This is a genomic window from uncultured Thiothrix sp. (assembly GCF_937876535.1).
Classification (GTDB): domain Bacteria; phylum Pseudomonadota; class Gammaproteobacteria; order Thiotrichales; family Thiotrichaceae; genus Thiolinea.
In genome coordinates this window covers 118,558-140,140 of record NZ_CALFHZ010000019.1, presented here as the reverse complement: position 1 = coordinate 140,140, position 21,583 = coordinate 118,558, and the positions used below count along the sequence as shown (strand labels likewise).

The 21,583-nt window shown below is 46.6% G+C and carries 24 protein-coding genes; 9 read left to right on the top strand and 15 right to left on the bottom strand.

The genetic code is table 11. The features are described 5' to 3' along the window. Window positions 1-54: 54 nt before the first annotated feature. Window positions 55-618 carry a Uma2 family endonuclease gene (locus tag Q0230_RS11250; protein WP_298610129.1) on the top strand — a complete coding sequence of 188 codons (564 nt, stop codon included), beginning with the start codon at window positions 55-57 and terminating at the stop codon, window positions 616-618. A 46-nt stretch (window positions 619-664) separates the two neighbouring features. On the opposite strand, the gene Q0230_RS11245 is transcribed toward Q0230_RS11250, so the two are convergent. Then, a complete protein-coding gene (locus Q0230_RS11245) occupies window positions 665-1,207 on the bottom strand; it encodes a hypothetical protein (RefSeq protein WP_298610128.1) in 543 nt (180 codons plus the stop codon). Between the two features lie 43 nt (window positions 1,208-1,250). Further along, window positions 1,251-1,979, bottom strand: coding sequence for an NUDIX domain-containing protein (locus tag Q0230_RS11240; RefSeq protein WP_298610127.1), 729 nt, complete (start codon window positions 1,977-1,979; stop codon window positions 1,251-1,253). A gap of 165 nt (window positions 1,980-2,144) precedes the next feature. On the opposite strand from Q0230_RS11240, the gene Q0230_RS11235 reads away from it, so the two are divergent. After that, window positions 2,145-3,155, top strand: coding sequence for an SPFH domain-containing protein (locus tag Q0230_RS11235; protein WP_298610126.1), 1,011 nt, complete (start codon window positions 2,145-2,147; stop codon window positions 3,153-3,155). A gap of 2 nt (window positions 3,156-3,157) precedes the next feature. Continuing rightward, entirely contained in the window at window positions 3,158-4,096 is a 939-nt protein-coding gene (locus Q0230_RS11230; RefSeq protein ID WP_298610125.1) for a sugar kinase, read from the top strand. A 33-nt stretch (window positions 4,097-4,129) separates the two neighbouring features. Here Q0230_RS11230 and Q0230_RS11225 read toward each other — a convergent pair whose 3' ends face one another. Together Q0230_RS11225 and Q0230_RS11220 are read right to left on the bottom strand one after the other, a co-directional pair. Beyond that, entirely contained in the window at window positions 4,130-4,549 is a 420-nt protein-coding gene (locus Q0230_RS11225; protein ID WP_298610124.1) for a PIN domain-containing protein, read from the bottom strand. Then, window positions 4,536-4,757, bottom strand: coding sequence for a hypothetical protein (locus tag Q0230_RS11220; RefSeq protein ID WP_298610123.1), 222 nt, complete (start codon window positions 4,755-4,757; stop codon window positions 4,536-4,538). Before Q0230_RS11220 ends, Q0230_RS11225 begins: the two co-directional genes overlap by 14 nt. 142 nt (window positions 4,758-4,899) lie before the next feature. Here Q0230_RS11220 and Q0230_RS11215 point away from each other — a divergent pair, with 142 nt between their 5' ends. From Q0230_RS11215 to moaA, 4 genes are all read left to right on the top strand, one after another. Next, window positions 4,900-5,460, top strand: a complete 561-nt coding sequence (locus Q0230_RS11215; protein WP_298610121.1) for an NADAR family protein — start codon at window positions 4,900-4,902, stop codon at window positions 5,458-5,460. Then, the gene (gene pnuC / locus Q0230_RS11210; RefSeq protein ID WP_298610120.1) at window positions 5,457-6,074 is read left to right on the top strand and encodes a nicotinamide riboside transporter PnuC; all 618 of its coding nucleotides are present in this window, start codon (window positions 5,457-5,459) and stop codon (window positions 6,072-6,074) included. Before Q0230_RS11215 ends, pnuC begins: the two co-directional genes overlap by 4 nt. Next, complete coding sequence (locus Q0230_RS11205) at window positions 6,067-7,059, top strand: AAA family ATPase (RefSeq protein WP_298610119.1); 993 nt, start codon at window positions 6,067-6,069, stop codon at window positions 7,057-7,059. The genes pnuC and Q0230_RS11205 overlap by 8 nt, the downstream gene beginning before the upstream one ends. Before the next feature lie 97 nt (window positions 7,060-7,156). Continuing rightward, the gene (gene moaA / locus Q0230_RS11200) at window positions 7,157-8,152 is read left to right on the top strand and encodes a GTP 3',8-cyclase MoaA (RefSeq protein ID WP_298610118.1); all 996 of its coding nucleotides are present in this window, start codon (window positions 7,157-7,159) and stop codon (window positions 8,150-8,152) included. A 20-nt stretch (window positions 8,153-8,172) separates the two neighbouring features. Here moaA and Q0230_RS11195 read toward each other — a convergent pair whose 3' ends face one another. Then, the gene (locus tag Q0230_RS11195) at window positions 8,173-8,490 is read right to left on the bottom strand and encodes a hypothetical protein (protein ID WP_298610117.1); all 318 of its coding nucleotides are present in this window, start codon (window positions 8,488-8,490) and stop codon (window positions 8,173-8,175) included. A 181-nt stretch (window positions 8,491-8,671) separates the two neighbouring features. Here Q0230_RS11195 and Q0230_RS11190 point away from each other — a divergent pair, with 181 nt between their 5' ends. Beyond that, on the top strand, window positions 8,672-9,736 hold the full coding sequence (locus Q0230_RS11190; RefSeq protein ID WP_298610116.1) for an alkene reductase: 1,065 nt from the start codon (window positions 8,672-8,674) through the stop codon (window positions 9,734-9,736). A 107-nt stretch (window positions 9,737-9,843) separates the two neighbouring features. Here Q0230_RS11190 and Q0230_RS11185 read toward each other — a convergent pair whose 3' ends face one another. The 8 genes from Q0230_RS11185 to Q0230_RS11150 are packed head-to-tail and all read right to left on the bottom strand — an operon-like array spanning window position 9,844 to window position 19,398. Next, window positions 9,844-10,260 carry a RidA family protein gene (locus tag Q0230_RS11185; RefSeq protein ID WP_298610115.1) on the bottom strand — a complete coding sequence of 139 codons (417 nt, stop codon included), beginning with the start codon at window positions 10,258-10,260 and terminating at the stop codon, window positions 9,844-9,846. 21 nt (window positions 10,261-10,281) lie between these two features. Further along, a complete protein-coding gene (gene kynA / locus Q0230_RS11180) occupies window positions 10,282-11,121 on the bottom strand; it encodes a tryptophan 2,3-dioxygenase (protein ID WP_298610114.1) in 840 nt (279 codons plus the stop codon). Next, on the bottom strand, window positions 11,118-13,937 hold the full coding sequence (gene kynU / locus Q0230_RS11175; protein ID WP_298610113.1) for a kynureninase: 2,820 nt from the start codon (window positions 13,935-13,937) through the stop codon (window positions 11,118-11,120). The genes kynA and kynU overlap by 4 nt, the downstream gene beginning before the upstream one ends. After that, entirely contained in the window at window positions 13,937-15,103 is a 1,167-nt protein-coding gene (locus Q0230_RS11170) for an acyl-CoA dehydrogenase family protein (protein WP_298610111.1), read from the bottom strand. The genes kynU and Q0230_RS11170 overlap by 1 nt, the downstream gene beginning before the upstream one ends. Next, the gene (locus tag Q0230_RS11165; protein WP_298610110.1) at window positions 15,104-15,916 is read right to left on the bottom strand and encodes an enoyl-CoA hydratase family protein; all 813 of its coding nucleotides are present in this window, start codon (window positions 15,914-15,916) and stop codon (window positions 15,104-15,106) included. Beyond that, window positions 15,894-16,364, bottom strand: a complete 471-nt coding sequence (locus tag Q0230_RS11160; RefSeq protein WP_298610109.1) for a MarR family winged helix-turn-helix transcriptional regulator — start codon at window positions 16,362-16,364, stop codon at window positions 15,894-15,896. Before Q0230_RS11160 ends, Q0230_RS11165 begins: the two co-directional genes overlap by 23 nt. After that, the gene (locus Q0230_RS11155; RefSeq protein WP_298610108.1) at window positions 16,361-17,116 is read right to left on the bottom strand and encodes an SDR family NAD(P)-dependent oxidoreductase; all 756 of its coding nucleotides are present in this window, start codon (window positions 17,114-17,116) and stop codon (window positions 16,361-16,363) included. The genes Q0230_RS11160 and Q0230_RS11155 overlap by 4 nt, the downstream gene beginning before the upstream one ends. Beyond that, window positions 17,113-19,398 (bottom strand): bifunctional salicylyl-CoA 5-hydroxylase/oxidoreductase, encoded by a 2,286-nt coding sequence (locus tag Q0230_RS11150; protein WP_298610107.1) that lies wholly within the window; start codon window positions 19,396-19,398, stop codon window positions 17,113-17,115. The genes Q0230_RS11155 and Q0230_RS11150 overlap by 4 nt, the downstream gene beginning before the upstream one ends. Window positions 19,399-19,559: 161 nt before the next feature. Here Q0230_RS11150 and Q0230_RS11145 point away from each other — a divergent pair, with 161 nt between their 5' ends. Then, on the top strand, window positions 19,560-20,366 hold the full coding sequence (locus Q0230_RS11145) for an alpha/beta hydrolase (RefSeq protein ID WP_298610106.1): 807 nt from the start codon (window positions 19,560-19,562) through the stop codon (window positions 20,364-20,366). On the opposite strand, the gene Q0230_RS11140 is transcribed toward Q0230_RS11145, so the two are convergent. Continuing rightward, window positions 20,297-20,998: a class II aldolase/adducin family protein gene (locus tag Q0230_RS11140; protein WP_298610105.1), complete on the bottom strand. Its 702-nt coding sequence runs from the start codon at window positions 20,996-20,998 to the stop codon at window positions 20,297-20,299. The genes Q0230_RS11145 and Q0230_RS11140 overlap by 70 nt on opposite strands. Further along, window positions 20,988-21,539, bottom strand: a complete 552-nt coding sequence (locus tag Q0230_RS11135) for a chorismate lyase (RefSeq protein ID WP_298610104.1) — start codon at window positions 21,537-21,539, stop codon at window positions 20,988-20,990. Before Q0230_RS11135 ends, Q0230_RS11140 begins: the two co-directional genes overlap by 11 nt. Window positions 21,540-21,583: the final 44 nt, after the last annotated feature.

Here is a 21,583-nt window from a genome sequence, read left to right as displayed (position 1 = left end):
AACTAGTTCTCTGTGCTACTATAAAGCCAATAAGCTTTTACCCCGAGTTATTCGATGAATACTGCACTAACAGCCTCCAATCGATTGATCAGTGAAGCTGACTATTTGGCGGGCGAACTCTTGGCTAACGAGCGTCACGAATATATGAATGGGCGTATCTATGCGATGGCAGGCGCGAGTAAGCGCCATAATCGAATTGCAGGCAATATTTATCGTGCTGTGATGGCAACAGGCTCAGCTTGTACGGCGTATATCAGTGATATGAAAGTACATTCAGATAAATATCACAGTTATTACTATCCCGATGTCGTAGTCGGTTGCGATCCTAACGAAACAGATGAGTATGTATTAGAAAAACCTTGTTTAATTGTCGAAGTCACTTCTGATTCAACTTTACGCAAAGATTATTTAGAAAAATCTTTGGCGTATCAGGCGATTCCTTCAGTGCAAGTTTATTTGATTGTGGCTCAGGACAAAGTGCAGGTAGATATGCTGACGCGAGCGAGTGATGGCGCTTGGGAATTACAGCAGTTTAATGACTTGGGGGCGGAGTTGAGTTTGCTTTGTCCTACGATGATTTTAAATACTAAAGAAATTTATGATGGGATGAACTTTTAGCCCACCATTTTTGCTATACAAACTTTAAGACTATTTCTTATTCGCTTTAATTGCCTGAATCAATTTCTTTGTTATAAAAGTAAAATTGATTTCGATCATCATCGTGTTTTATAGAAAGTTGATGAGCATATTGTGGAGTTAAGCCTGAGGCTCGATTATATAGATATTCAAGGCTATACATTAAAGCAGCATTGCCATCAGGATAATCTGTAGCACCTATATAGCAGTTTGCCCCATGATCGAGAAACGCCTGAGCTAATGCGGGTGTGCCACCTTTGCAAGATAGATTAAGTACCTCATTATCGTTCAAGCGAAGGAAGTTGTGAAAATCCTCTGGTTTAAGTTGATTACGATAAGGGTAAGTTGTCGTTATATCTTCGGCAAGATTTGGCAAGTAAATCCCATTTTCATCGCCATGCGCCGATAAAATAATTATCTTGTTTGGTGGCGATGAGTGAAGGAATTCAACAACTTGATCAGGGTGACCCACCCAAGTGATAGAAACTTTGTACTCCCAATGTTCAGCAGCTGCTCGAATAGCATGAGCTTCATTGCCGGTTTCAATGGCAAGGATATGTAAATTCAACATACAATTATTCAACCTTTGAAACTTTCTAATAAACTATTCATGGTCACTCCGCCAAATTCCTAACAAATGTATACCCTCCCGACCCTTCTTTCATCCGATACAACACCGCAGGCCGCCCATTCCCATCCGAACGCTTTTCTCCCGTATCTATCAGCAATTCCGCGTCCTCAATTCGCCGTCGAAAGGATTTCTTTTGTAGGGCTTTTCCCAATAAAACTTCATGCAAATGCTGTAATTCCGGCAAGGTAAATTTCTCTGGCAAAGCGTAAGCCGGAACAATGGAATACAGGGCTTTTTGGCGTAAGCGTTCGCGAGCGAATTCAATAATCTGGCGGTGATCAAAAGCTAGCGGCAAGTTATTTAAGTGATCCAGCGGCTGCCATTTCGCATCGCTGACCGTTTCAATATGTGCAGCACATTCTTGATAAGCCATCAAGGCGGTATAGGCCACGGTCACAGACCAACCGCGTTTGTCGCGGGTATTCGAGCCGAAGCTATACAGTTGCTCCAAATAGGGCGGGGTAACGCTGGTTTTTTCTCGCAGTTTGCGTTGTGCGGTTGCTTCTAAATTTTGGTCGCTTGCCATATCGACAAAGCCACCCGGCAAGCCCCATAAGCCGCGTTCGGGATAAGCCGAACGTTCAACTAATAGCACTTTCAGTTGTGCTTCGTGATAGGTGAAAAGCACAGGGTCGACGGTGAGCAAGGGGGCATCAAACTCGCGGCGGTTGTAGTGAGCTAAAAAACTAACTTCATCAGTGTATTCGGTCATGTTTTCAGCAAATTCTGGAACAAGAACCTCACCTTAATACGCTTGGTCGGCCAGTTCAAGCTTTTTATTGTCTTTAAGACACTTACTCATTGACACATTAGAGTCAATAAGACACTATGTAAAGCATAAAGTGACTATAAGACATAAAAGGAGAAAAGCTCATGTTTGGCATTCAATATTACAAAGCGGACGCATCCACATACGCGATCAAAACTAATAAAGGCAAGGCAGCAACATGGTCGCGGTTTAAGCTTTTTCTATAATGCGGTCAATAGTTCGATTGCGGCGGTGCCAGTGAATGTGCAAGAAGCTCCCTTTATTTTTAACTTACAAACCAAGGACTTTCAGGCTTTAACCGTGCAAGGGCAGATCAGTTATCAGATTGTTGATGCTTTGAAAATGGCAGGGATGTTGAACTTCACTTTGGTAAAAAATGGCACGAATTATGTTTCAGAAGACCCTTTGAAGTTATCAGATCGCGTCTTGCGTGTGGTACAAGCGTCGATTCAAAGCCAGATTCAAGCCACTGATTTGCGCAGTGCTTTAACCATAAGCCAAGCTTTAACGCACTATGTCCACGATCAAGCGCGCAGTGACGCAACTTTGCAAGCGATGGGGATTGAATTATTAGAGGTATCGATTAGTGCGATTTTGCCTACGCCGGAAACAACCCGCGCTTTGGAAGCAGAAGCGCGCGAAATGATTCTGAAAGAAGCCGATGATGCAATTTATGCGCGGCGTAAATCGGCGGTGGAACAAGAACGCACGATTCGCGAGGCCGAATTAAATACTGCGCTATTAGTACAGCAAAAAGAGCAGGAAATTGAAGAGTCGCGCATTGAAAATGAGCGGGCTTTATTGCGTGCTCAAGCCGAAACCGAGCGCGAACGTTTGCAAGCACGGATTGCGGAAGAAACTCAGCGCAAAGACTTGGTGAATACACAAATGGAAAATCGCCAAAAAGAGGCCGATGCGGAGGCTTATGCGGTGTCGACCAAAATGAATGCTTTCAAGCAATTGCCGGTTGAGCATTTAAAAGCGATGGCCTTAGCGCAAATGCAACCCGAGCAATTAATGGCGTTGGCGTTTGAAGGTTTGGCACAGAATGCGAATAAGATTGGCGAGTTAAATATTAGTCCTGATTTGTTCGGCCAATTAATGAAGCGAGCTAAATAACCATGGGTTTGAGTAGCATTAGCCAGCAACGCTTTCGTTTTATCCTAATCACGCGTAAAACCCGTTTACAAGAATTAGTGGAGCGTTTTAATACTTGGCCGCAAGCTAAATTTTATTTAGAGCATAATCAGATTGATGCTCAGGATTATTTAACTGAACATGATTTATACCAGCAGCGCTTGCGTGAAGCTGAGCAGATTTTAAAACCTTTAGGGCGCTTTCAAAGTTTGGAACGCTCTTTATTGCCAAGTTATCAGTTTGGTTCGTCGGATATTATTATCGTGATTGGCCAAGATGGTTTAGTAGCGAATACCTTGAAGTATTTGCAAGGTCAACCAGTGATTGCGATTAATCCTGATCCTAAGCGCTGGGATGGTAAATTACTGCCTTTTGAAATCGGTGATTTAAATCAAGCCTTAATAAAAACAATGACAAAAACAGCGGTTACTAAAACTATTACCTTTGCCGAGGCGAAAACCAATGATGGTCAGCGCTTATTAGCCGTGAATGATGTGTTCCTTGGCCCAAAAACGCATACTTCAGCGCGTTATGCCTTGGAATGGGAAAGGCAGCGTGAACTGCAATCGTCTTCAGGGATTATTGTCTCGACGGGCTTTGGTTCGAGTGGCTGGTTTCGCTCGATTTTAGCCGGTGCTTTAGGTGTAACCCATCAACACAAACATGAGTTGTTGGAGGGATTTGCTTGGGATGCTCCCCGTTTACAATTCACCGTGCGCGAACCCTTCCCGAGTAAAACTACAGGGGTGAAATTAGTGTTTGGTGGGATCACTCAGCACACACCTTTACGCATTGAATCGCAAATGCCAGAAAATGGTGTGGTCTTTTCTGATGGGATTGAAGCGGATTATTTAGCGTTTAATTCAGGGACAGTGGTAACAGTCGGGGTAGCACCAACTCAAGGTTGTTTGGTCTGTCAATGAGGGATAGCAGCATTACGCCGCTATCCCAACAGATTAACTCTGAAAGGGATTGACGATTTCTAGACCTGCCAAGGTACGTTGAGGCTGGATGACATCGGAATAGAGGATCGTGCAATCACTTTTCTGGGCCATGCGAATAATGAGTGCTTCCCAGAAACTAAAGCCCTGCGATTTATTGATTTCAATGGCTTTAAGAATGTCATCGGAGTCGATACTCATGACTTCCATTTGACTCGCCATTAGCTCGATTTTGCGCTGAGCAAGGTCAATGGGTAAACCTAATTTTTGCGTCGCTGCCGAGAAGTATTCACGCAGGACTTGAGTAGAAATCACCGCATTACCGCTCGCCCAGCCCGCTTGTAACAAGGCTAAAGCTTTAGCTTGTTTTGTGGGGGCTTGTGAGTCATCGGTGTATAGCAAAATGCTGGTATCGAGAAAACTACGTTCTTTCATGTAGTTCGTCTCGATTAAAAGACCAAGTGTGTTGTTTGCTCTGACCGCTGAGGAAAGCAAATTCAGCAAAGCTAGAGGCAGATTTTTGTTCGTGAATCATGGTTTCTAAATAGTTGTTCACCAATTGATTGAGGTTTTTGCCCATGACAGTAGCAGCAATACGCGCTTCAGCAACTAATTTATCGTCGACAATCAGTGGGGGGTGCATACAACGGCCTCCTTGTGAATAGTTAGCATAAAAATTAAGGATGCTTAGAGCGATTTCAAGCCCGGAAAATCAGACTAGTTTTCGAGCCAGTCTGTTTGTTTTCCTAATGATTTAGTTTATGTTTAATAAAAAGGCAAATTATATGGTTAATTTACTGACTAATCGGCAGCAGCTGCTTGAGTATCTCCGCCAAGGTCACAGCGTGCAGTATCTGCATTTTTGGGGGCATACGCAAAAGGCAGAAACTATTGATAAAAGCTGTTTAAGCCAATGGTTTCCTGCCAGTTTTATGCTAGATGAGCTGCATTATCCAAGCGCCGAACATTACATGATGGCGCAAAAAGCACGGCTATTTTCTGATGAGGAAACCTTTGCAGCCATCCTCGCAAGTGCCTCGCCACAAGCAGCAAAACAGCTTGGGCGTCAGGTAAAAAATTTTGATGAAGAACGATGGCAACAATATTGTTTTGACTATGTCGTGCGAGGCAACTTGGGCAAGTTTAGTCAGAATTTAGCCTTGCGTGAGTTTCTATTGAACACGGGTGAGCAAGTGATCGTAGAGGCCAGTCCCTATGATCGCATTTGGGGGATTGGTATGGAGGCGAATAACCCTAATGCCAATCATCCAGAGCATTGGCGTGGACAGAATTTATTGGGATTTGCTTTGATGCAAGTGCGCACACAGTTAAGGGGAGCCGTATGAGTTTAACCGATTGGCTATTGGGTTTTGCTGGTGCTTCGCCGATTGAGTGGGCGGGGACGATTTTGGGCTTTATCTGTGTGGCATTGTATATCCAGCGCAGCATTTGGGCTTGGCCAGTAGGTTTAGTTCAGGTGATTCTGTATGTGTATATCTTTGGGCAAGCCAAGCTCTATTCAGATATGGGCTTGAATATTATTTATATCTTTATGCAGGCCTATGGTTGGTGGGCTTGGTTGCAGCATCAGGATCAACAAGAGGAATTAGTCGTAGACTTGGGTATCTCTTGGCAGTATGCCCTCTGGGCTTTGGCTGCTTTATTAGGTGCTTTTGGGATGGGCTGGCTATTGACGCATACCGATGCGAGCCTGCCGTATGCGGATTCCTTTGTAGCAAGCACCAGTCTAGTCGCGCAATGGCTTTTGACTCAACGCAAATTGTTTAGCTGGGCGTTTTGGATTGCGGTCGATGCGGTAGCAATTTGGGTGTATTTCCAAAAAGGCTTATCACCGACCACCCTGCTATATAGCTGCTTCTTCGTAATGGCTAGCATCGGTCAATACAGTTGGTGGAAGCGTTATCAAGCCCAAATCAAGGCTGAGCTTAGCTATGTATAAGGTTGGTTTAACTCTGGGTAAGTTTGCCCCTTTGCATCAAGGCCATCAGTTCATGCTTGAGACGGCCTTGGCGCAGGTCGATCATTTAATCGTGATTATCTATGCCTGTGATGAGTTGCCTTTAGTGCGTTTGGCAGAGCGGGTGCACTGGTTACAGGCGCTGTATCCACAAATTGAAGTGTTACCCGCACCCGATGGCCCCAAAGAAACAGGCTATACGGCTGCAATTATGCGCGCACAAGAAAACTATATTTTGCAAATTTTGGCAGGGCGTAAAGTTACGCATTTTTTTAGTAGCGAACCTTACGGAGAGCATGTCAGTAAAGCGCTGGGTGCTATTGATGTGCGGGTGGATATGCCAAGGCAGATTGTGCCGATCAGTGCCACCCGTATTCGCCAAGATTGGAATTTAGCGCAGCAGTATTTAAACCCTATTGTGTATCAGAGCCTAGTGCAAAAAATCGTCCTACTCGGTGCCCCTTCTGCAGGAAAAACCACTTTAGCTCAAGCTTTGGCTGAGGCTTTGCAGACCGAATGGATGGAGGAATACGGGCGCACCTATTGGGAACAACATCAACAAGATCGGCGTTTGCAATCTGAGGAGTTATTACTGATCGCACAAACTCATCTGCAACTAGAAGATCAAGCTGCGCTCAAAGCCAAGCGCTATTTAATCTGTGACACTAATGCTTTCACCACTTGGCATTTTGCACATTATTATCACGGCTTTGCTTTGCCGGAGTTAACGCAGCTGGCTGAACAAGGTTGGCAGCGTTATGCGCAAGTATGGGTCTGTGATATTGATTTCCCGTATGCAGATACTTGGGAACGTTCGGGCGAAACCAATCAACGTGAATTCCAAGCTTTTATTTTGCAGCAGCTCAAAGAGCGGCAGATTCCTTATCGGATGGTGTCAGGTTCGGTGGAGGAGCGGGTTAGAACGGTATTGAGTCAGTTGCCAGCGGATAGGCTGTTGAGCTGTTAGTTAAATACATACGTTAATACAGCAAACTCCCCGCTAAGCTTAAAAGGGCGTAAAATAAATTTGTAAACTAGCCAGACTAAATCCGTAGGAGGAAATCATGTCCGAGCGACAGCTGATCGACCGTTTTGGGCGGCGTATTCATTATGTGCGCTTATCAGTGACCGATCGCTGCGATTTTCGTTGTGTCTATTGCATGGCCGAGGATATGGTGTTTGTTCCACGTGAGCAGCTACTGACTTTAGAGGAAATGAGCCGGATTGGGCGCGCTTTTGTACATTATGGTGTTAGCAAAATTCGCCTCACGGGTGGCGAGCCACTGACCCGACGTAATGTGCTCCAACTCTGTGAAGATTTAGGCCAGCTTGAAGGTTTGCGCGATTTCACTATCACCACTAATGGTAGCCAGCTACCTAAATATGCTGCTGCTTTAAAGCAAGCTGGCATTACCCGCATTAATATCAGCCTTGATACCCTAAAACCAGATCGGTTTAAAATACTCACCCGCACGGGTGAAATTGAGCAGACTTTAAAAGGGATTGACGCAGCTTTAACCCAAGGCTTCAAACGGATTAAGCTGAATGCAGTCATTTTGAAACATCGCAATCATGATGAAGTAATTGATTTAGTCGAGTTTGCGCGTGCTAAAGGCTGTGATATTTCCTTCATTGAAGAGATGCCACTGGGAGTTATCGGCGAGCATGATCGTGCTGAGGCTTATTATTCCAGTGATGAAATTTTACGGGATTTGCGCACCCGCTTTGATTTGCAACCGATTGCTGAGCAAACGGGGGGACCTTCGAAATATTATGCTTTTCCTGATCATACAAGTCGAGTGGGCTTTATCTCGCCGCATAGTCATAATTTCTGTGGGGATTGTAATCGGGTGCGGGTTACTGCAGAAGGGCGTTTATTGCTCTGCTTAGGGCAGGAGCATTCAGTCGATTTACGGCGGGTGCTGCGTGCTTATCCTTTAGATGATCAACCGCTGTACGAGGCTTTGGAAAAGGCTATGCAGATTAAACCACAAGGACACGAGTTTAATCTGCAAGCCAAACCAGTCTTATTCAGGCACATGAATGCGACTGGTGGTTGAGTGAACAGTTCAGGGTTTAGTTAGCAATCGTGAGCAGGTTCACTATCAATCTCGTGAACTTTGCCATTGCGTAGTTTTACTTTGGCACAGACGCCTACTTGTAAACGGCCATCCAGTTGATCAAATTGAGTACCTGCATGAGTGCGCACGGTTTTACCCGCAATTCGCCAAGTACCATGTAAGCCGCCGAGCGGTTTACTTTGCACGATGCCTTGGAAAACCACCCGATCACCCTGACGATCATCGTCACCCTTTTTAGCCTGAGTCACAGGAGCTAAACTAGTAAGTAGTAGCGTACTGCTAGCGGTGATAAGGAGCTTTTTGAGATGCGCATTCATAAGTTCTTCTCTGCCTATCATTCTTTTCTTTAAAGATAGTTTAAGTGCTTACCAACAGTATTAACCTATAGTTATGACTATTTTAACTTCTCTGCTAACCCTACGAAAATTCTAGCCTTTTGGCAGGCATCAAGGCTCAGTCTATGCTTTGGGCACAGAAAATAACCAAGAAAGGATAAATATGAAGCTTTTTGAACCACTGCAACTCGGCTCACTGACGATTCCTAATCGTATGATTATGGCGCCATTAACCCGCACCCGAGCGGGAGTCGAGCATATGCCCAATGCATTAATGGCTGAATATTATGCGCAACGTGCGAGTGCTGGTCTGATCATTAGCGAATGCACCATGATTCTGCCGAACACTTCAGCGTTCATTGCGGAGCCTGGCATTTATTCAGATGAGCAAGTCGCAGCTTGGAAACAAGTGACTCAAGCAGTACATGCCAAGGGGGGTAAAATTTTCCTACAAATTTGGCATGCAGGGCGGGCAGCCCATCCAAATATGTGTAATGGTCAACAACCCATCTCAGCCAGTGCAATTGCCATTGAAGGTGATACGCATACACCACAAGGTAAAGCTGATTATGTGATTCCACGTGCGGTGCAAGTTGATGAAATCCCCAGTTTAGTCAAAGCCTTTGTCCACGCAGCACGCAATGCTATCCATGCAGGTTTCGATGGTGTGGAAGTGCATGGTGCAAATGGCTATTTGATCGACCAATTCCTACGTGATGGTTCGAATAAACGTACAGATAACTATGGTGGCTCGGTTGAAAATCGCGCGCGCTTCTTATTTGAAGTACTCAACGCAGTTTCTGCTGAAATTGGTAGCGAGCGGGTAGGTTTACGTCTATCCCTGTTAAATAGCTATAACAGCATGATGGATAGCAATCCAGTGATATTAGCTAATTTCTTGGCAGAGCAGTTGAACGCCTTTAATCTAGCTTATGTGCATATCATGCGTGCGGATTTCTTTGCGGCACAAACAGGGGATGTATTAACGCCATTCCACGCAAAATACCAAGGTACGATCATCGCGAATATGGGTTACAGCGCTGAAGAAGCCGAGCAAGCTATTCAAGCAGGTAAAGTCGATGCTGTGGCATTTGGTACAGGTTTCTTAGCCAACCCCGATTTACCAGAACGCATTCGGGTAGGGGCTGCTTGGAACGCACCCAATCCTAAAACTTTCTATACACCAGGTGCTGAGGGGTATACGGATTATCCGTTTTTGGCTGATTAGGCTTAAGCTAGCTTGTAATTCTTGAAAAAAGAGTGAGTTTGCTCTTTTGATTATAAGTAGATAAACCCACCGCTCTTCCAACAAGAGCGGTGGTCATTCCAGCGATTTTATTCTGGCAATACTGCCGTCGCCTCAATTTCCACTTTTGCCCGATCTTCAATTAAAGCAACTACTTGTACCATTGCCATCGCGGGGAAATGCGCGCCTAAAATCCGTTTATAGACACGGCCAATTTCACGCAAATTGGCTAAATATTCGCGCTTGTCAGTGATATACCAAGTCATACGTACAATATGCTCAGGTTTGGCATTGGCTTCTTGCAAAACCTCGACAATATTTTTTAAGGTTTGCTCGATTTGCTCAACAAAATCATCCGTTTCAAATTCTTGTTGGCCATTCCAGCCAATATGTCCACCCAAAAATACCATGCGGCCTTTAGCAGCGACCCCATTGGCATAGCCAATCGCAGGTTTCCAATGTTTAGGGTGTAAAAATTCGTGCGGTGTTTCGTTCGTTTGACTCATGTTTTTATCTCAGCGCGAAATTTATAAAATGGTACGGACATGCCAAAGTTCAGGAAACAATTCGACCTCAAGCATACGCCGCAAATACGAAACTCCACCTGTACCGCCGGTGCCACGCTTGAAGCCAATAATACGCTCTACAGTCGTGACATGATTAAAGCGCCAGCGTCGGAAGTAATCTTCAAAATCCACTAGTTTTTCAGCCATTTGGTATAAGTCCCAATAGCGCTCGGTGTTTTGATAAACCACTTTCCATGCTTGCATGACGGTATCATTCGCTTGATGCGGTAGACGTAAATTACGCCCCAATACGTCCTGTGGAATCGAGATACCCGCTGCAGCCACTAGGCGTAAAGCTTCATCGTATAAACTGGGTTGTGCGAGTTCCTTTTCTAAAAGCTGTAAAACATCAGGATGATGTGCGTGGGGGCGCAGCATCGCCTCATTGCGATTACCTAGAATGTATTCAATTTGGCGATATTGATGTGATTGAAAACCCGAACTTTGCCCCAACTGCTCACGAAATTGAGTGTATTCGCTGGGGGTCATGGTACGCAGTACATCCCAAGCGTTATTCAACTGTTCAAAAATCCTCGCTACCCGTGCCAGCATCTTAAAAGCATTGGGTAAACGGCCATCCCGCAAAGCTTGGCGTGCAGCGGTTAGCTCATGAACTGCCAGCCGCATCCATAACTCTGAAGTCTGATGCTGGATAATAAACAGCATCTCATCATGTTTATCGGTCAGCGGCTGTTGGGCATTGAGGAGCGTATCGATTTGTAAGTAATCGCCATACGACATACGCCCATCAAAAGACATCTGTGCACCGTCTTGTGCTGGATCATATGGGCTATTACTCATGTTACTGCAGCCTTTTGCTGATATTCAGGTTTATCCCACAAACGCTCATGCATGACTTTAGCTAAGACCTCAACGGCTTGTTTTACATCCGTTTCATCAATATAAAGTGGGGTAAAGCCAAAGCGAATCGAGTCAGGTGCGCGGAAATCACCTATCACACCCTGTGCAATTAAAGCTTGCATCACCGCATAAGCCTGTTCAAAACGGAAGGAAACCTGTGAGCCGCGCTCTTCGGGATTACGTGGGCTAGCAAGGGTGAGCATTGGGCATTTTTCTTCCACTAGCTTGATAAACAGCTCGCTCAAAGTGATCGATTTGCCCCGCACTTCTGGCATGGTCACTTCGTCCCAAACATCCAAGGCTGCTTCTAAAGCAGACAAGGCGAGCACTGGCGGTGTGCCTACCCGCATCCGTTGAATTCCTTCTGCAGGCTGATAATTCAAATTGAACTCAAATGGGGCAGCATGTCCCATCCAGCCGGATAAAGCAGGTAAGGCAATCTCGGCATGTTTAGGCGCAACATAAATGAAAGCAGGAGAGCCTGGGCCACCATTTAAGTACTTGTAAGTGCAACCGATGGCAAAGTCGGCTTTAGCTTCGGTTAAATCTACTGGCACGGCACCGGCAGAATGGGCTAAATCCCAAATCACAATAATGCCCTGTGCATGCGCTTTAGCAGTTAAGCGTTTCATGTCGTGCATGCGCCCAGTTCGATAATCGACATGTGTGAGCATCAATACGGCCACACTCTCATCAATCAAACCTTCAACGGCTTCAGGTTCGGGTGTTTTGAGGACATGACCTTGACCCAGCGATTTCAGTAAACCTTCTGCTATGTATAAATCAGTCGGGAAATTGCCGCTATCCGATAAAACGACTTTACGTTCTGGATTGAGTGCTAGCGCCGCAGCTAAAGCTTGATAGACCTTGATGGATAAAGTATCGCCCATCACAACTGTGTTATCGGCTGCTCCTAACAGTTTAGCAATGCGATTACCAACGCGGCGTGGTTGCTCAAACCAACCAGCGGTGTTCCAACCGCGAATTAGTTGTTCGCCCCATTCTTGTTCGACCACTTTATCCAAATGGGCTTTCACACTGGTTGGTAAAGGGCCTAAGGAGTTACCGTCCAGATAAATCACACCTGCGGGCAGATGGAAATATGTTTTTGTTTTTACAAAATCAGTGGTGCTTGCAGCAGCTTGTGGGCGCAATTTAAAGCGTTGAATCTTGCCCGTTGCGGTTTTGGGTAAGGCATCCGTGAAGACAATCGAACGCGGATATTTATAGGGCGCAATGCTTTGCTTCACATAGTCTTGAAGTGTTTTGATGGTGGTTGAGTCAGCTGCCACATTGGCTTCCAGCACGACATGCGCTTGTACAATGAAACCACGATCCACATCCGGCGCACCCACCACAGCACACTCCACTACATAAGGATGGGCAAGCAAGGCAGTTTCTACTTCAGGCCCCGCAATATTGTAGCCAGATGAGACAATCATATCGTCATTGCGGGCAGCGAAATGGAAGAAGCCTTGCTCATCCTGAATGAAGGTATCGCCGGTCACATTCCAGCCGGCTTTCACATAATTGGCTTGACGTTTATCCGCCAAATAGCGGCAACCCGTCGGGCCACGTACTGCTAAATGTCCGGGTTCGCCACGTGGCATTTCATCCATATTGTGATCAACAATCTTAGCCTCATAACCTGTGACCGGATAGCCAGTTGAACCTGCTTGTGCAGACTCAAAGCGATTGCTGATAAAAATATGCAGCATCTCGGTTGAGCCAATTCCATCAAGCATAGGCTTGCCAGTTTTCTGCTGCCATTCATCAAATACGGGGGCTGGCAAGGTTTCACCGGCTGAGACGGCACAGCGTAAAGAAGATAAATCAGCCCCTTGATCCATCGCACGCATCATGGCTCGATAAGCTGTGGGTGAGGTAAAGCAGATGGTCGCTTTGTAAGTCTCAATAATATTGATCATATTAGGCGGCGATGCCGTTTCGAGCAAAGTGGCAGTCGCCCCATAGCGTAAAGGGAATACCGCTAAGCCACCTAAACCAAAAGTAAAAGCCAAAGGTGGTGAGCCAACAAAAATATCATCAGAGGTTACGCCTAAGACTTCTTTGGCATAGCCATCGGCAATAATCAGTAAATCACGATGGAAATGCATCGTGGCTTTAGGATCACCGGTTGTACCTGAAGTAAAACCTAGTAGGGCGACATCATCACGGCCAGTCTTAACCGCTTCAAAAGTATCAGGCTTAGCTAAAGCAGCACGATCCAATTCAGCATCATGATGTGCGGTGCCGTCAAAGCCAACGACATATTTTAAGTGCTCACTGGTTTTTGCACAGTCGATCAGCTCATCCATCAAGCGCGTGTCACATAGAGCATGGGTGATCTGGGCTTTATCAATGATCTTTTTCAGCTCACCTGCACGCAACATGGGCATAGTATTCACCACCACTGCGCCAGCTTTAGTCGCTGCTAACCAACAAGCAACTAGGGCAGGGTTATTCGCTGAGCGAATCAGAATGCGATTGCCGGGTTTAACGCCCAAGTCATCGACTAACACATTGGCTAATTTATTCGTCCATGTAGCGAGTTCTTGATAACTGCGTTGGCGGCCATTGCCGATCAGAGCGATTTTATCGCCAAAGCCTTGCTCGACCATTTTATCTGTGAGTTCTACGCCCACATTCACATAATCGGGATATTGAAACTGATCGAGTAAAAAACTGGGTTGTTGATCTTCGGGCGGCAAATTGTCGCGGGTGAAGGTATCTATATGGCCTGTCGGTCCGAGCATCACGATTCTCCTTGCTCAAAATTAAGCAATGTTTGGCGAGCTATGACTGTTTTTTGTACGTCTGATGCGCCTTCATAGATACGCAGGGCGCGAATTTCTCGATAAAGGCTTTCGACAATCGTGCCCTTGCGCACACCATCGCCACCGTGTAATTGCACTGCCATGTCAATCACTTGTTGAGCTGTTTCGGTGGCAAAGAGTTTGGCCATTGCAGCTTCACGGGTAACCCGAGCGGCACCTTGATCCTTAGTCCAAGCAGCGCGATAAATCAATAAAGCGGCTGCATCAATATTCAAGGCCATGTCGGCAATATGGCCTTGTACCATCTGCAAATCAAATAGCGGTGCGCCAAATAATTGCCGCTGCTGGCTACGTGCTAAAGTTTCATCTAAAGCACGCCGTGCAAAGCCTAAAGCAGCAGCACCAACGGTGGAGCGGAAAACATCGAGCACTGACATGGCAATCTTAAAACCATCACCACGCTTGCCAATCAAACTCGTTGCTGGTAAACGAATTTGATTGAAGCGCAAGCGTGCTAATGGGTGAGGTGCAATCGTTTCAATCCGTTCAACCACCTCGAAACCTTCACGGTCAGCCGGCAAAATAAAAGCCGAAATACCCCGCGCACCGGCTGCCTGTTCAGGGCTTTCGCTACGGGCAAAGACCACATAGACATCCGCAATGCCGCCATTGGAAATATACGTTTTCTCACCGCTAAGAATGAAGTTTTCGCCATCCCAGTGTGCAGCGGTAGTCATGCTGGCTACATCTGAGCCTGAGGCCGGCTCAGTGAGGGCAAAGCCGGCAATCGCTTGACCTTTGCGAGTTTTATCCAGCCATTGTTGCTGTTCTGCAGTACCAAACAGACTAATGGCGCCCATGCCTAAGCCTTGCATCGCAAAGGAAAAATCGGCTAAACCATCGTGACGGGCTAGGGTTTCACGAATTAAACAAAGGGTGCGAACATCCAGCGTTTCGCCCGTCTTAGCACCGGTATATTCTAAAAAGCCCGCAGCACCCAGACTTTGCACTAAAGCTTGGCAGGCAGCATCTGTATGGTGGTGATCTACGGGCAAAGCTTGTTGACACCAAGTCTCTAAGCGCGCTGCTAGCTCTTGGTGCTTGGGTTCAAAAAAAGGCCAGTGCAGGAAGCTTTTATCTGCCATTTAATTACCCTCGAAAACGGGTTTTCCCTTATTCACGAAGGCATGATAAGCGCGCTCAAAATCCTGAGTTTGCATGCAAATCGCTTGCGCTTGTGCCTCGGCTTCAATCGCTTGTTCTGGCGACATATTCCACTCATGCGCTAGTTGGGTTTTGGTAATGCCATTTGCAAAGGTAGGGCCAGCCGCAATGCGTTGTGCTAATTGCAAAGCTTGTGCTTCTACTTCACTGGCGGGATGTAGTGAGTTAAAAAAGCCCCATTGATAGCCTTCTTCCGCGCTCATCATCCGTCCGGTATAGAGCAAGTCAGCCGCACGACCTTGGCCAATAATTCTCGGCAGAATCGCACAAGCTCCCATATCACAGCCGGCTAAACCCACGCGGGTAAACAGAAAGCCAGTCTTAGTTTCTGGTGTGCCTAAACGTAGATCAGATGCCATCGCGATAATCGCACCCGCACCCACACAAATACCTTCCACCGCAGCAATGATAGGCTTATGGCAATGCAGCATGGCTTTGACTAGATCGCCAGTCATGCGGGTAAAGGCTAATAAGCCTTTCATATCCATTTGCACTAAGGGGCCAATGATTTCGTGTACGTCGCCACCTGAGCAGAAGTTACCGCCATTTGAGGCAAACACGACCGCATCCACATCTTCCGCATAAGCCATCGCCCGGAAGGTGTCGCGTAATTCAGCATAGCTGTCGAAGGTGAGTGGGTTTTTCCGCTCAGGTCGATCTAAGCGAATAACCGCGACTCGACCTTGCATCTGCCAACGAAAATATTTAGGTTCAAGCGAGGCCATGCTCTTCATGGGCAGTCTCCTTGTGTGCATGTGCTTTTAATAGACTGAGCAATTGCTCAATATCGTGTGAGCTAAAGTCTGCGAATAATTCATTGACTTTGGCCTCGTGCGCTTTAGCCATTGCTGCAAATTGTTGCTGGCCTAGCTCAGTTAAGAACACTCGTAAGCTCCGTCGATCATTGGCTTGTTGCTCGCGTAAGGCCATACCATCTTGCACTAATCGATCCACAACAGTGGTGACATTGCCATTTGAGACTAACAGATAGCGGGATAGCTCGGTCATGGTGAGACCTTTCGGTGCCCGATCTAAAGCAGCCATTACATCAAAGCGTGGCAAAGTCGTGTCGTACTCAACCCGTAAGAACTCTCTAAGTTCAGACTCAGTGCTGCGCGTGGTGCGTAAGAGCTTTAACCATAAGCGTAAGCGCTGTTTGGAGCTGGAGTCGTCCTTATTCATACTTCTCCTCCGGCAATGGCCAGTGCCTGCCCATTGATGCCTTCTGAACCCGCTGCACACAACCACAAAGCGGCACTAGAGACTTCAGAAGGCTGAATTAAGCGCTGTTGTGGATTGCCTGACGCTAAAGCAGCCAGTGCTTGTTCGCGGCTTCGTCCAGTTTTCTGCATAATATTCGCAATACTGCGCTCGGTCATTTCAGTATCCAGAAACCCAGGGCAGAGCGCATTTACCGTAATGCCTTTAGTCGCTACTTCCAAAGCCAAAGAGCGCACTAAGCCAATAGTGCCATGTTTAGCGGCTGCATAGGGTGCAACATAAGCATAACCCTTTAAACCAGCGGTGGAGGCAACCACAATCAAACGTCCCCAATGACGCTCTTGCATTTGCTTCAAGCCTTCGCGTAGGGTCAAAAATACCCCAGTTAAATTCACCGCCAGCATATTCTGCCAAGTCGCTAACGAGGTCTTAGCTAAAGGCGCTGATTCAGCGGCCCCTGCATTCGCAATCACAATATCGACCAAACCTGCCTGTGCAAATAAGCTTTGCACACTAGCTTCATCGGTCACATCCGCTGCAATCGCACGAATAGCATTATGTTGAGCGGCGACTTGCTCTAAAGCGTGCAAACGCCGCCCGGTGATAATGACTTCAGCGCCGGCTTGGGCAAAGGCTAAGGCCATATTGGCTCCTACACCGGAGCCTCCGCCCGTAATCAGTACACGTTTGCCTGCTAAGCTTGGAGTGCTCATGCGTGAATCGTATCCTTAGGCCGATCTTTAATCCGTAATAACTGATCGCGGCCACCACGATAAGGAGCAGGCCACTGCTCTTCGGTATCATTAATTTGAATCGCTGCATGTAGCGTCCAATAGGGATCAGCTAAATGCGGACGCGCTAAGCATACTAAATCCGCCCGACCCGCCATCAAAATCGAGTTCACATGATCAGGCTCGTAGATATTGCCCACAGTCATGGTCTTAATGCCGGTATCATTACGAATCCGATCTGAGAAGGGTGTTTGGAACATCCGCCCATAAACCGGCTTCTCTTCTTTGGTCACTTGGCCGGCAGAGACGTCAATAATGTCAGCACCTGCCGCATGGAACAGTCGGGCAATCTCGACGGCATCTTCTGGGGTAATACCGGCTTCACCCACCCAGTCATTTGCAGAAATCCGCACCGACATCGGCTTGTTTTCTGGCCACACTGCACGCATCGCTTTAAACACTTCTAGCGGATAGCGCATGCGATTGTCTAAGCTGCCACCGTATTCATCGGTGCGCGTGTTCGTCATTGGCGAAATAAAGGAAGAGAGCAGATAGCCGTGGGCAGCGTGCATCTCAATCATATCGAAGCCAGCATGCTCAGCCATTTGTGCGGCGGCTACAAATTGATCACGCACTGCATCCATATCTGCCCGATCCATCGCTTTGGGCACTTGGTTGTCAGGCGTTAATGGAATGGCTGAAGCGGAAATCAGCGGCCAATTACCTGAGTCTAACGGCGCATCAATCTTTTCCCAACCAAGCTTAGTCGAACCTTTGCGTCCAGAATGGCCGATCTGTGAGCAGATTTTTGCATCGGTTTCTTGATGGACGAAATCGACTAAGCGTTTCCATGCGGCCTCATGTTCGGGGGCGTATAAACCGGGGCAACCCAGTGTGATGCGTCCACTGGGGCTAACGCAGGTCATTTCGGTATAAACCAAGCCAGCACCACCTTTAGCCCGCTCTGCATAATGCACAAAATGCCAATCAGTGGGGCAGCCATCGACGGCTTTGTATTGCGCCATCGGTGAAACAACGACACGATTTTTTAACTGCATATCGCGTAATTGGAAGGGCGCAAACATCGGTGCGCGCTTAGAGCCGGGATTGCCTGCCTGTGTTTGGAACCAACGCTCGGCGCTTTCTACCCAGTTAGGATCACGTAAGCGCAAGTTTTCGTGACTAATCCGCTGCGAGCGCGTCAGCAAAGAATAGTTGAATTGCACCGGATCAAGATCCAGATAGCGCTCGACCTGTTCAAACCATTCCATTGAGTTACGTGCGGCAGATTGTAAGCGTAATACTTCCAGACGGCGCTCTTCTTGGTAGCGCTCGAAAGCTTGCTCCATGCTGGTTTCGCTGTGTAAGAGATTGGCTAGAGCAATGGCGGATTCAATCCCCAATTTACTGCCCGAACCAATCGAAAAGTGTGCTGTTGCTGAGGCATCACCTAATAGCACAATATTTTTATAATGCCATTTTTCACAAAGGACGCGAGGGAAATTCAACCAAGCTGAACCACGCAAATGGCGTGCATTGCTAATCAGGCTATGACCACCTAAATAGTTTTTAAAGATACGTTCACAGGTGGCAATACTTTCATCTTGGGTCATGTCGCCAAAGCCGAACTTATTCCAAGTTTCTTCGCGGCATTCGACAATGAAAGTGGCGGTATCTGCATCAAACTGATAAGCGTGCGCCCACACCCAGCCATGTTCAGTATTTTCAAAAATGAAGGTGAAGGCATCGTCAAATTTTTGATGTGTACCCAGCCAGACGAATTTGCACAAACGTACATCAATATTGGGTTGGAAATGCTCAGCTAAATTAGTACGGGTTTTAGAATTTAAGCCATCGGAAGCCACGACTAGGTCATAGTCATGCATGTAATGATCAGCGCTTTCGGCTTCAGTGGAAAAGTTGATTTTGACGCCCAGCTGCAGAGCGCGAGCTTGTAAATCTAAGAGGAATTGTTTGCGCCCAATGCCACAGAAACCATGTCCTGAAGAAACAGTTCTGACACCCCCATGATAGACTGCAATATCATCCCAATAAGCGAAGTGGGAGCGAATCACCTCTTCACTCACGGGATCATTAGCACGAAGATTATCAAGGGTTTCATCAGAGAGAACCACGCCCCAACCGAAGGTGTCATCCGACTTATTACGTTCAATTACCGTAATATCGTGGGAGGCATCCCGAAGCTTCATACTAATGGCAAAATATAAACCGGACGGGCCACCACCAAGAACTAGAATCTTCATTGCTCCAACCTCTTCTCCAAGTTGATAGCTATAAGCATGGCATTCATTGAAAATAATTTCAAGTTTAAAATATTTATATTTGAAATAAATTCTACAGCCTTGACTTGAGGCAGCTATCCGCCTAACTATAAGCAAATAGCTCAGAGTAGGGGAGTGGCAACATGATTAATGACTGGGACGATGCCTATAGTAATGGTGCTTATATTGAGCATGCTGAGACTTATCCTAAATTTTGGGCAGATTCAGCAGCCCAATTTCGTTCAACTGCACGAGCTGAGTTAGATATAGCTTATGGAGCAGGGGAGCGTGAACGCCTCGATGTGTTTTATCCAGAGGGTAATCCTAAAGGTTTAGCTATCTTTGTGCATGGCGGCTATTGGTTAGCTTTTGATAAGTCTTCATGGTCGCATTTAGCAGCCGGTGCAGTCGCCCAAGGTTATGCGGTGGCTTTGCCGAGTTATCCGCTTGCACCACAGGCTTCTATTCCAGAAATGACGCAGAAAATTAGCCAAGCGATTACACAAGCAGCTCAACTAGTGAATGGTGCGATTCACTTAGCAGGTCATTCGGCAGGCGGACATTTAGTCACACGTATGATTTGTAAGGATTCAACTCTTCCTGAAGCAGTGCAGGCACGCATCAAAAACGTTTTATCCATTAGCGGCTTGCATGATCTACGCCCTTTAATGCGCACAGCCATGAATAAAAAATGGCAATTAACACCTGAAAGCGCCGTACAAGAAAGCCCTGCTTTGCACGCGCCCTTAGCGAATATTCCAGTGACCTGTTGGGTAGGTGCTTTGGAACGTCCTGAGTTCTTACGCCAAAATGATTTGCTCGCGAATATTTGGACAGGCTTTGGGATTGCTATTCGTGCACATCGGGAAGCAGGGCGACATCATTTTAATGTAGTCGCGGATTTGGTGGATGCAGATTCGGGGTTAGTGAGTGCTTGGTTGAGTCCATAATTCGCTAATTTCGCCTGTACCTCGGCCATTTGCTCATCGCTTAAAATCACAGCACCACCTAATTGCAAAGCGTGATAATACTGCTCTGCCAACGTCTCCAATTCACTTGCTAGCCACATCGCTTTAGCCAAGGTTTCGCCAGCGACTAGCATGCCATGATTCGCGAGTAAGCAAGCTTTGCGATCTTGCATTGCAACTAACACATGATTGGATAAGGCTTGCGTGCCATAAGTCGCATAGTCTGCGCAGCGCACGTCATTACCACCAAATAAAGCAATCATATAATGTACAGCGGGAATCGAGCGGCGGGTGATAGCTAAGCTCGTGGCATAAGTCGAATGCGTATGTACAATCGCGCCAATCTCAGGGCGGGCGCGCATCAAATCATAATGAAAGCGCCATTCGCTAGACGGTTGATGCGAGCCTTGCCACTCAGCCTGATCATCTAAAGAAATAGTCGCCAGCATTTCTGGGCGCATCGCTTCATAAGCCATTGCAGTGGGGGTAATAATTAGCTGGTTTTTATAACGAGCCGAAATATTCCCTGAGTTGCCCTGATTCAAACCCTTAGCGTTCATCCACAAGCATTGATCAATAATCGCTTGGCGTAATTGATATTCTTCAAGCTCCACACTGTTCTCCCGAATGTGCTTGTAAAGCAGGCAAGAAAAACTCACTAACTAATAAAGGCTTATCTGCACCAACAAATAAAGTCTTCCGCCCTAATAAACGGGTTTCTGTTGGTAGATTTAAGTTTTGAAATAGCCTTGCTCGGCTAGACAATTCTGCGAAGAGCATGATTTGGCGTTTTAAAACCGGCTCAGAAAAAATCCAATGCCCGAGTGGACGGCTGCCTAGTTCCCTTAATTCTTGATAGCGCCCATGTAAGGCTGCTTCGGGCAAGAGAGAGTAGGCAAACACTAACGGCTCCTCACCATCACACAGCAAAACTTCACGTTGTAATACTTGCTGTTTGGGTTGGATCACTAAATCTTCACAGATAAATTCAGGTGCAGGGATGAATTCATGTTTGAGCACTTCTACTTTAAATACCTGTTGACAAACTTGCTGCAAGCGCTGGGTAAGAGAGCCAGGTGCCAGTAACCAAGGTAGTTGCCAACTAGCTGTTGCAGGAGGAATAGCTTGCCAATTAGAGATGAATAAGTCTTGCATTAGTAGCCTAGGGCTTGAAGTAATGGCGCTTATTCTGCCTGTAA

Coding starts and splice junctions, on each gene's coding strand:
- Q0230_RS11155 (WP_298610108.1), bottom strand. CDS start 17,116: ATGAGCACTCCAAGCTTAGCAGGCAAACGTGTACTGATTACGGGCGGA.
- kynU (WP_298610113.1), bottom strand. CDS start 13,937: ATGCTCGGACCGACAGGCCATATAGATACCTTCACCCGCGACAATTTG.
- Q0230_RS11250 (WP_298610129.1), top strand. CDS start 55: ATGAATACTGCACTAACAGCCTCCAATCGATTGATCAGTGAAGCTGAC.
- Q0230_RS11150 (WP_298610107.1), bottom strand. CDS start 19,398: ATGAAGATTCTAGTTCTTGGTGGTGGCCCGTCCGGTTTATATTTTGCC.
- Q0230_RS11215 (WP_298610121.1), top strand. CDS start 4,900: ATGGTTAATTTACTGACTAATCGGCAGCAGCTGCTTGAGTATCTCCGC.
- Q0230_RS11245 (WP_298610128.1), bottom strand. CDS start 1,207: ATGTTGAATTTACATATCCTTGCCATTGAAACCGGCAATGAAGCTCAT.
- Q0230_RS11230 (WP_298610125.1), top strand. CDS start 3,158: ATGGGTTTGAGTAGCATTAGCCAGCAACGCTTTCGTTTTATCCTAATC.
- Q0230_RS11190 (WP_298610116.1), top strand. CDS start 8,672: ATGAAGCTTTTTGAACCACTGCAACTCGGCTCACTGACGATTCCTAAT.
- Q0230_RS11195 (WP_298610117.1), bottom strand. CDS start 8,490: ATGAATGCGCATCTCAAAAAGCTCCTTATCACCGCTAGCAGTACGCTA.
- kynA (WP_298610114.1), bottom strand. CDS start 11,121: ATGAGTAATAGCCCATATGATCCAGCACAAGACGGTGCACAGATGTCT.
- Q0230_RS11145 (WP_298610106.1), top strand. CDS start 19,560: ATGATTAATGACTGGGACGATGCCTATAGTAATGGTGCTTATATTGAG.
- Q0230_RS11205 (WP_298610119.1), top strand. CDS start 6,067: ATGTATAAGGTTGGTTTAACTCTGGGTAAGTTTGCCCCTTTGCATCAA.
- Q0230_RS11170 (WP_298610111.1), bottom strand. CDS start 15,103: ATGGCAGATAAAAGCTTCCTGCACTGGCCTTTTTTTGAACCCAAGCAC.
- Q0230_RS11135 (WP_298610104.1), bottom strand. CDS start 21,539: ATGCAAGACTTATTCATCTCTAATTGGCAAGCTATTCCTCCTGCAACA.
- Q0230_RS11240 (WP_298610127.1), bottom strand. CDS start 1,979: ATGACCGAATACACTGATGAAGTTAGTTTTTTAGCTCACTACAACCGC.
- moaA (WP_298610118.1), top strand. CDS start 7,157: ATGTCCGAGCGACAGCTGATCGACCGTTTTGGGCGGCGTATTCATTAT.
- Q0230_RS11160 (WP_298610109.1), bottom strand. CDS start 16,364: ATGAATAAGGACGACTCCAGCTCCAAACAGCGCTTACGCTTATGGTTA.
- Q0230_RS11185 (WP_298610115.1), bottom strand. CDS start 10,260: ATGAGTCAAACGAACGAAACACCGCACGAATTTTTACACCCTAAACAT.
- pnuC (WP_298610120.1), top strand. CDS start 5,457: ATGAGTTTAACCGATTGGCTATTGGGTTTTGCTGGTGCTTCGCCGATT.
- Q0230_RS11165 (WP_298610110.1), bottom strand. CDS start 15,916: ATGAAGAGCATGGCCTCGCTTGAACCTAAATATTTTCGTTGGCAGATG.
- Q0230_RS11225 (WP_298610124.1), bottom strand. CDS start 4,549: ATGAAAGAACGTAGTTTTCTCGATACCAGCATTTTGCTATACACCGAT.
- Q0230_RS11220 (WP_298610123.1), bottom strand. CDS start 4,757: ATGCACCCCCCACTGATTGTCGACGATAAATTAGTTGCTGAAGCGCGT.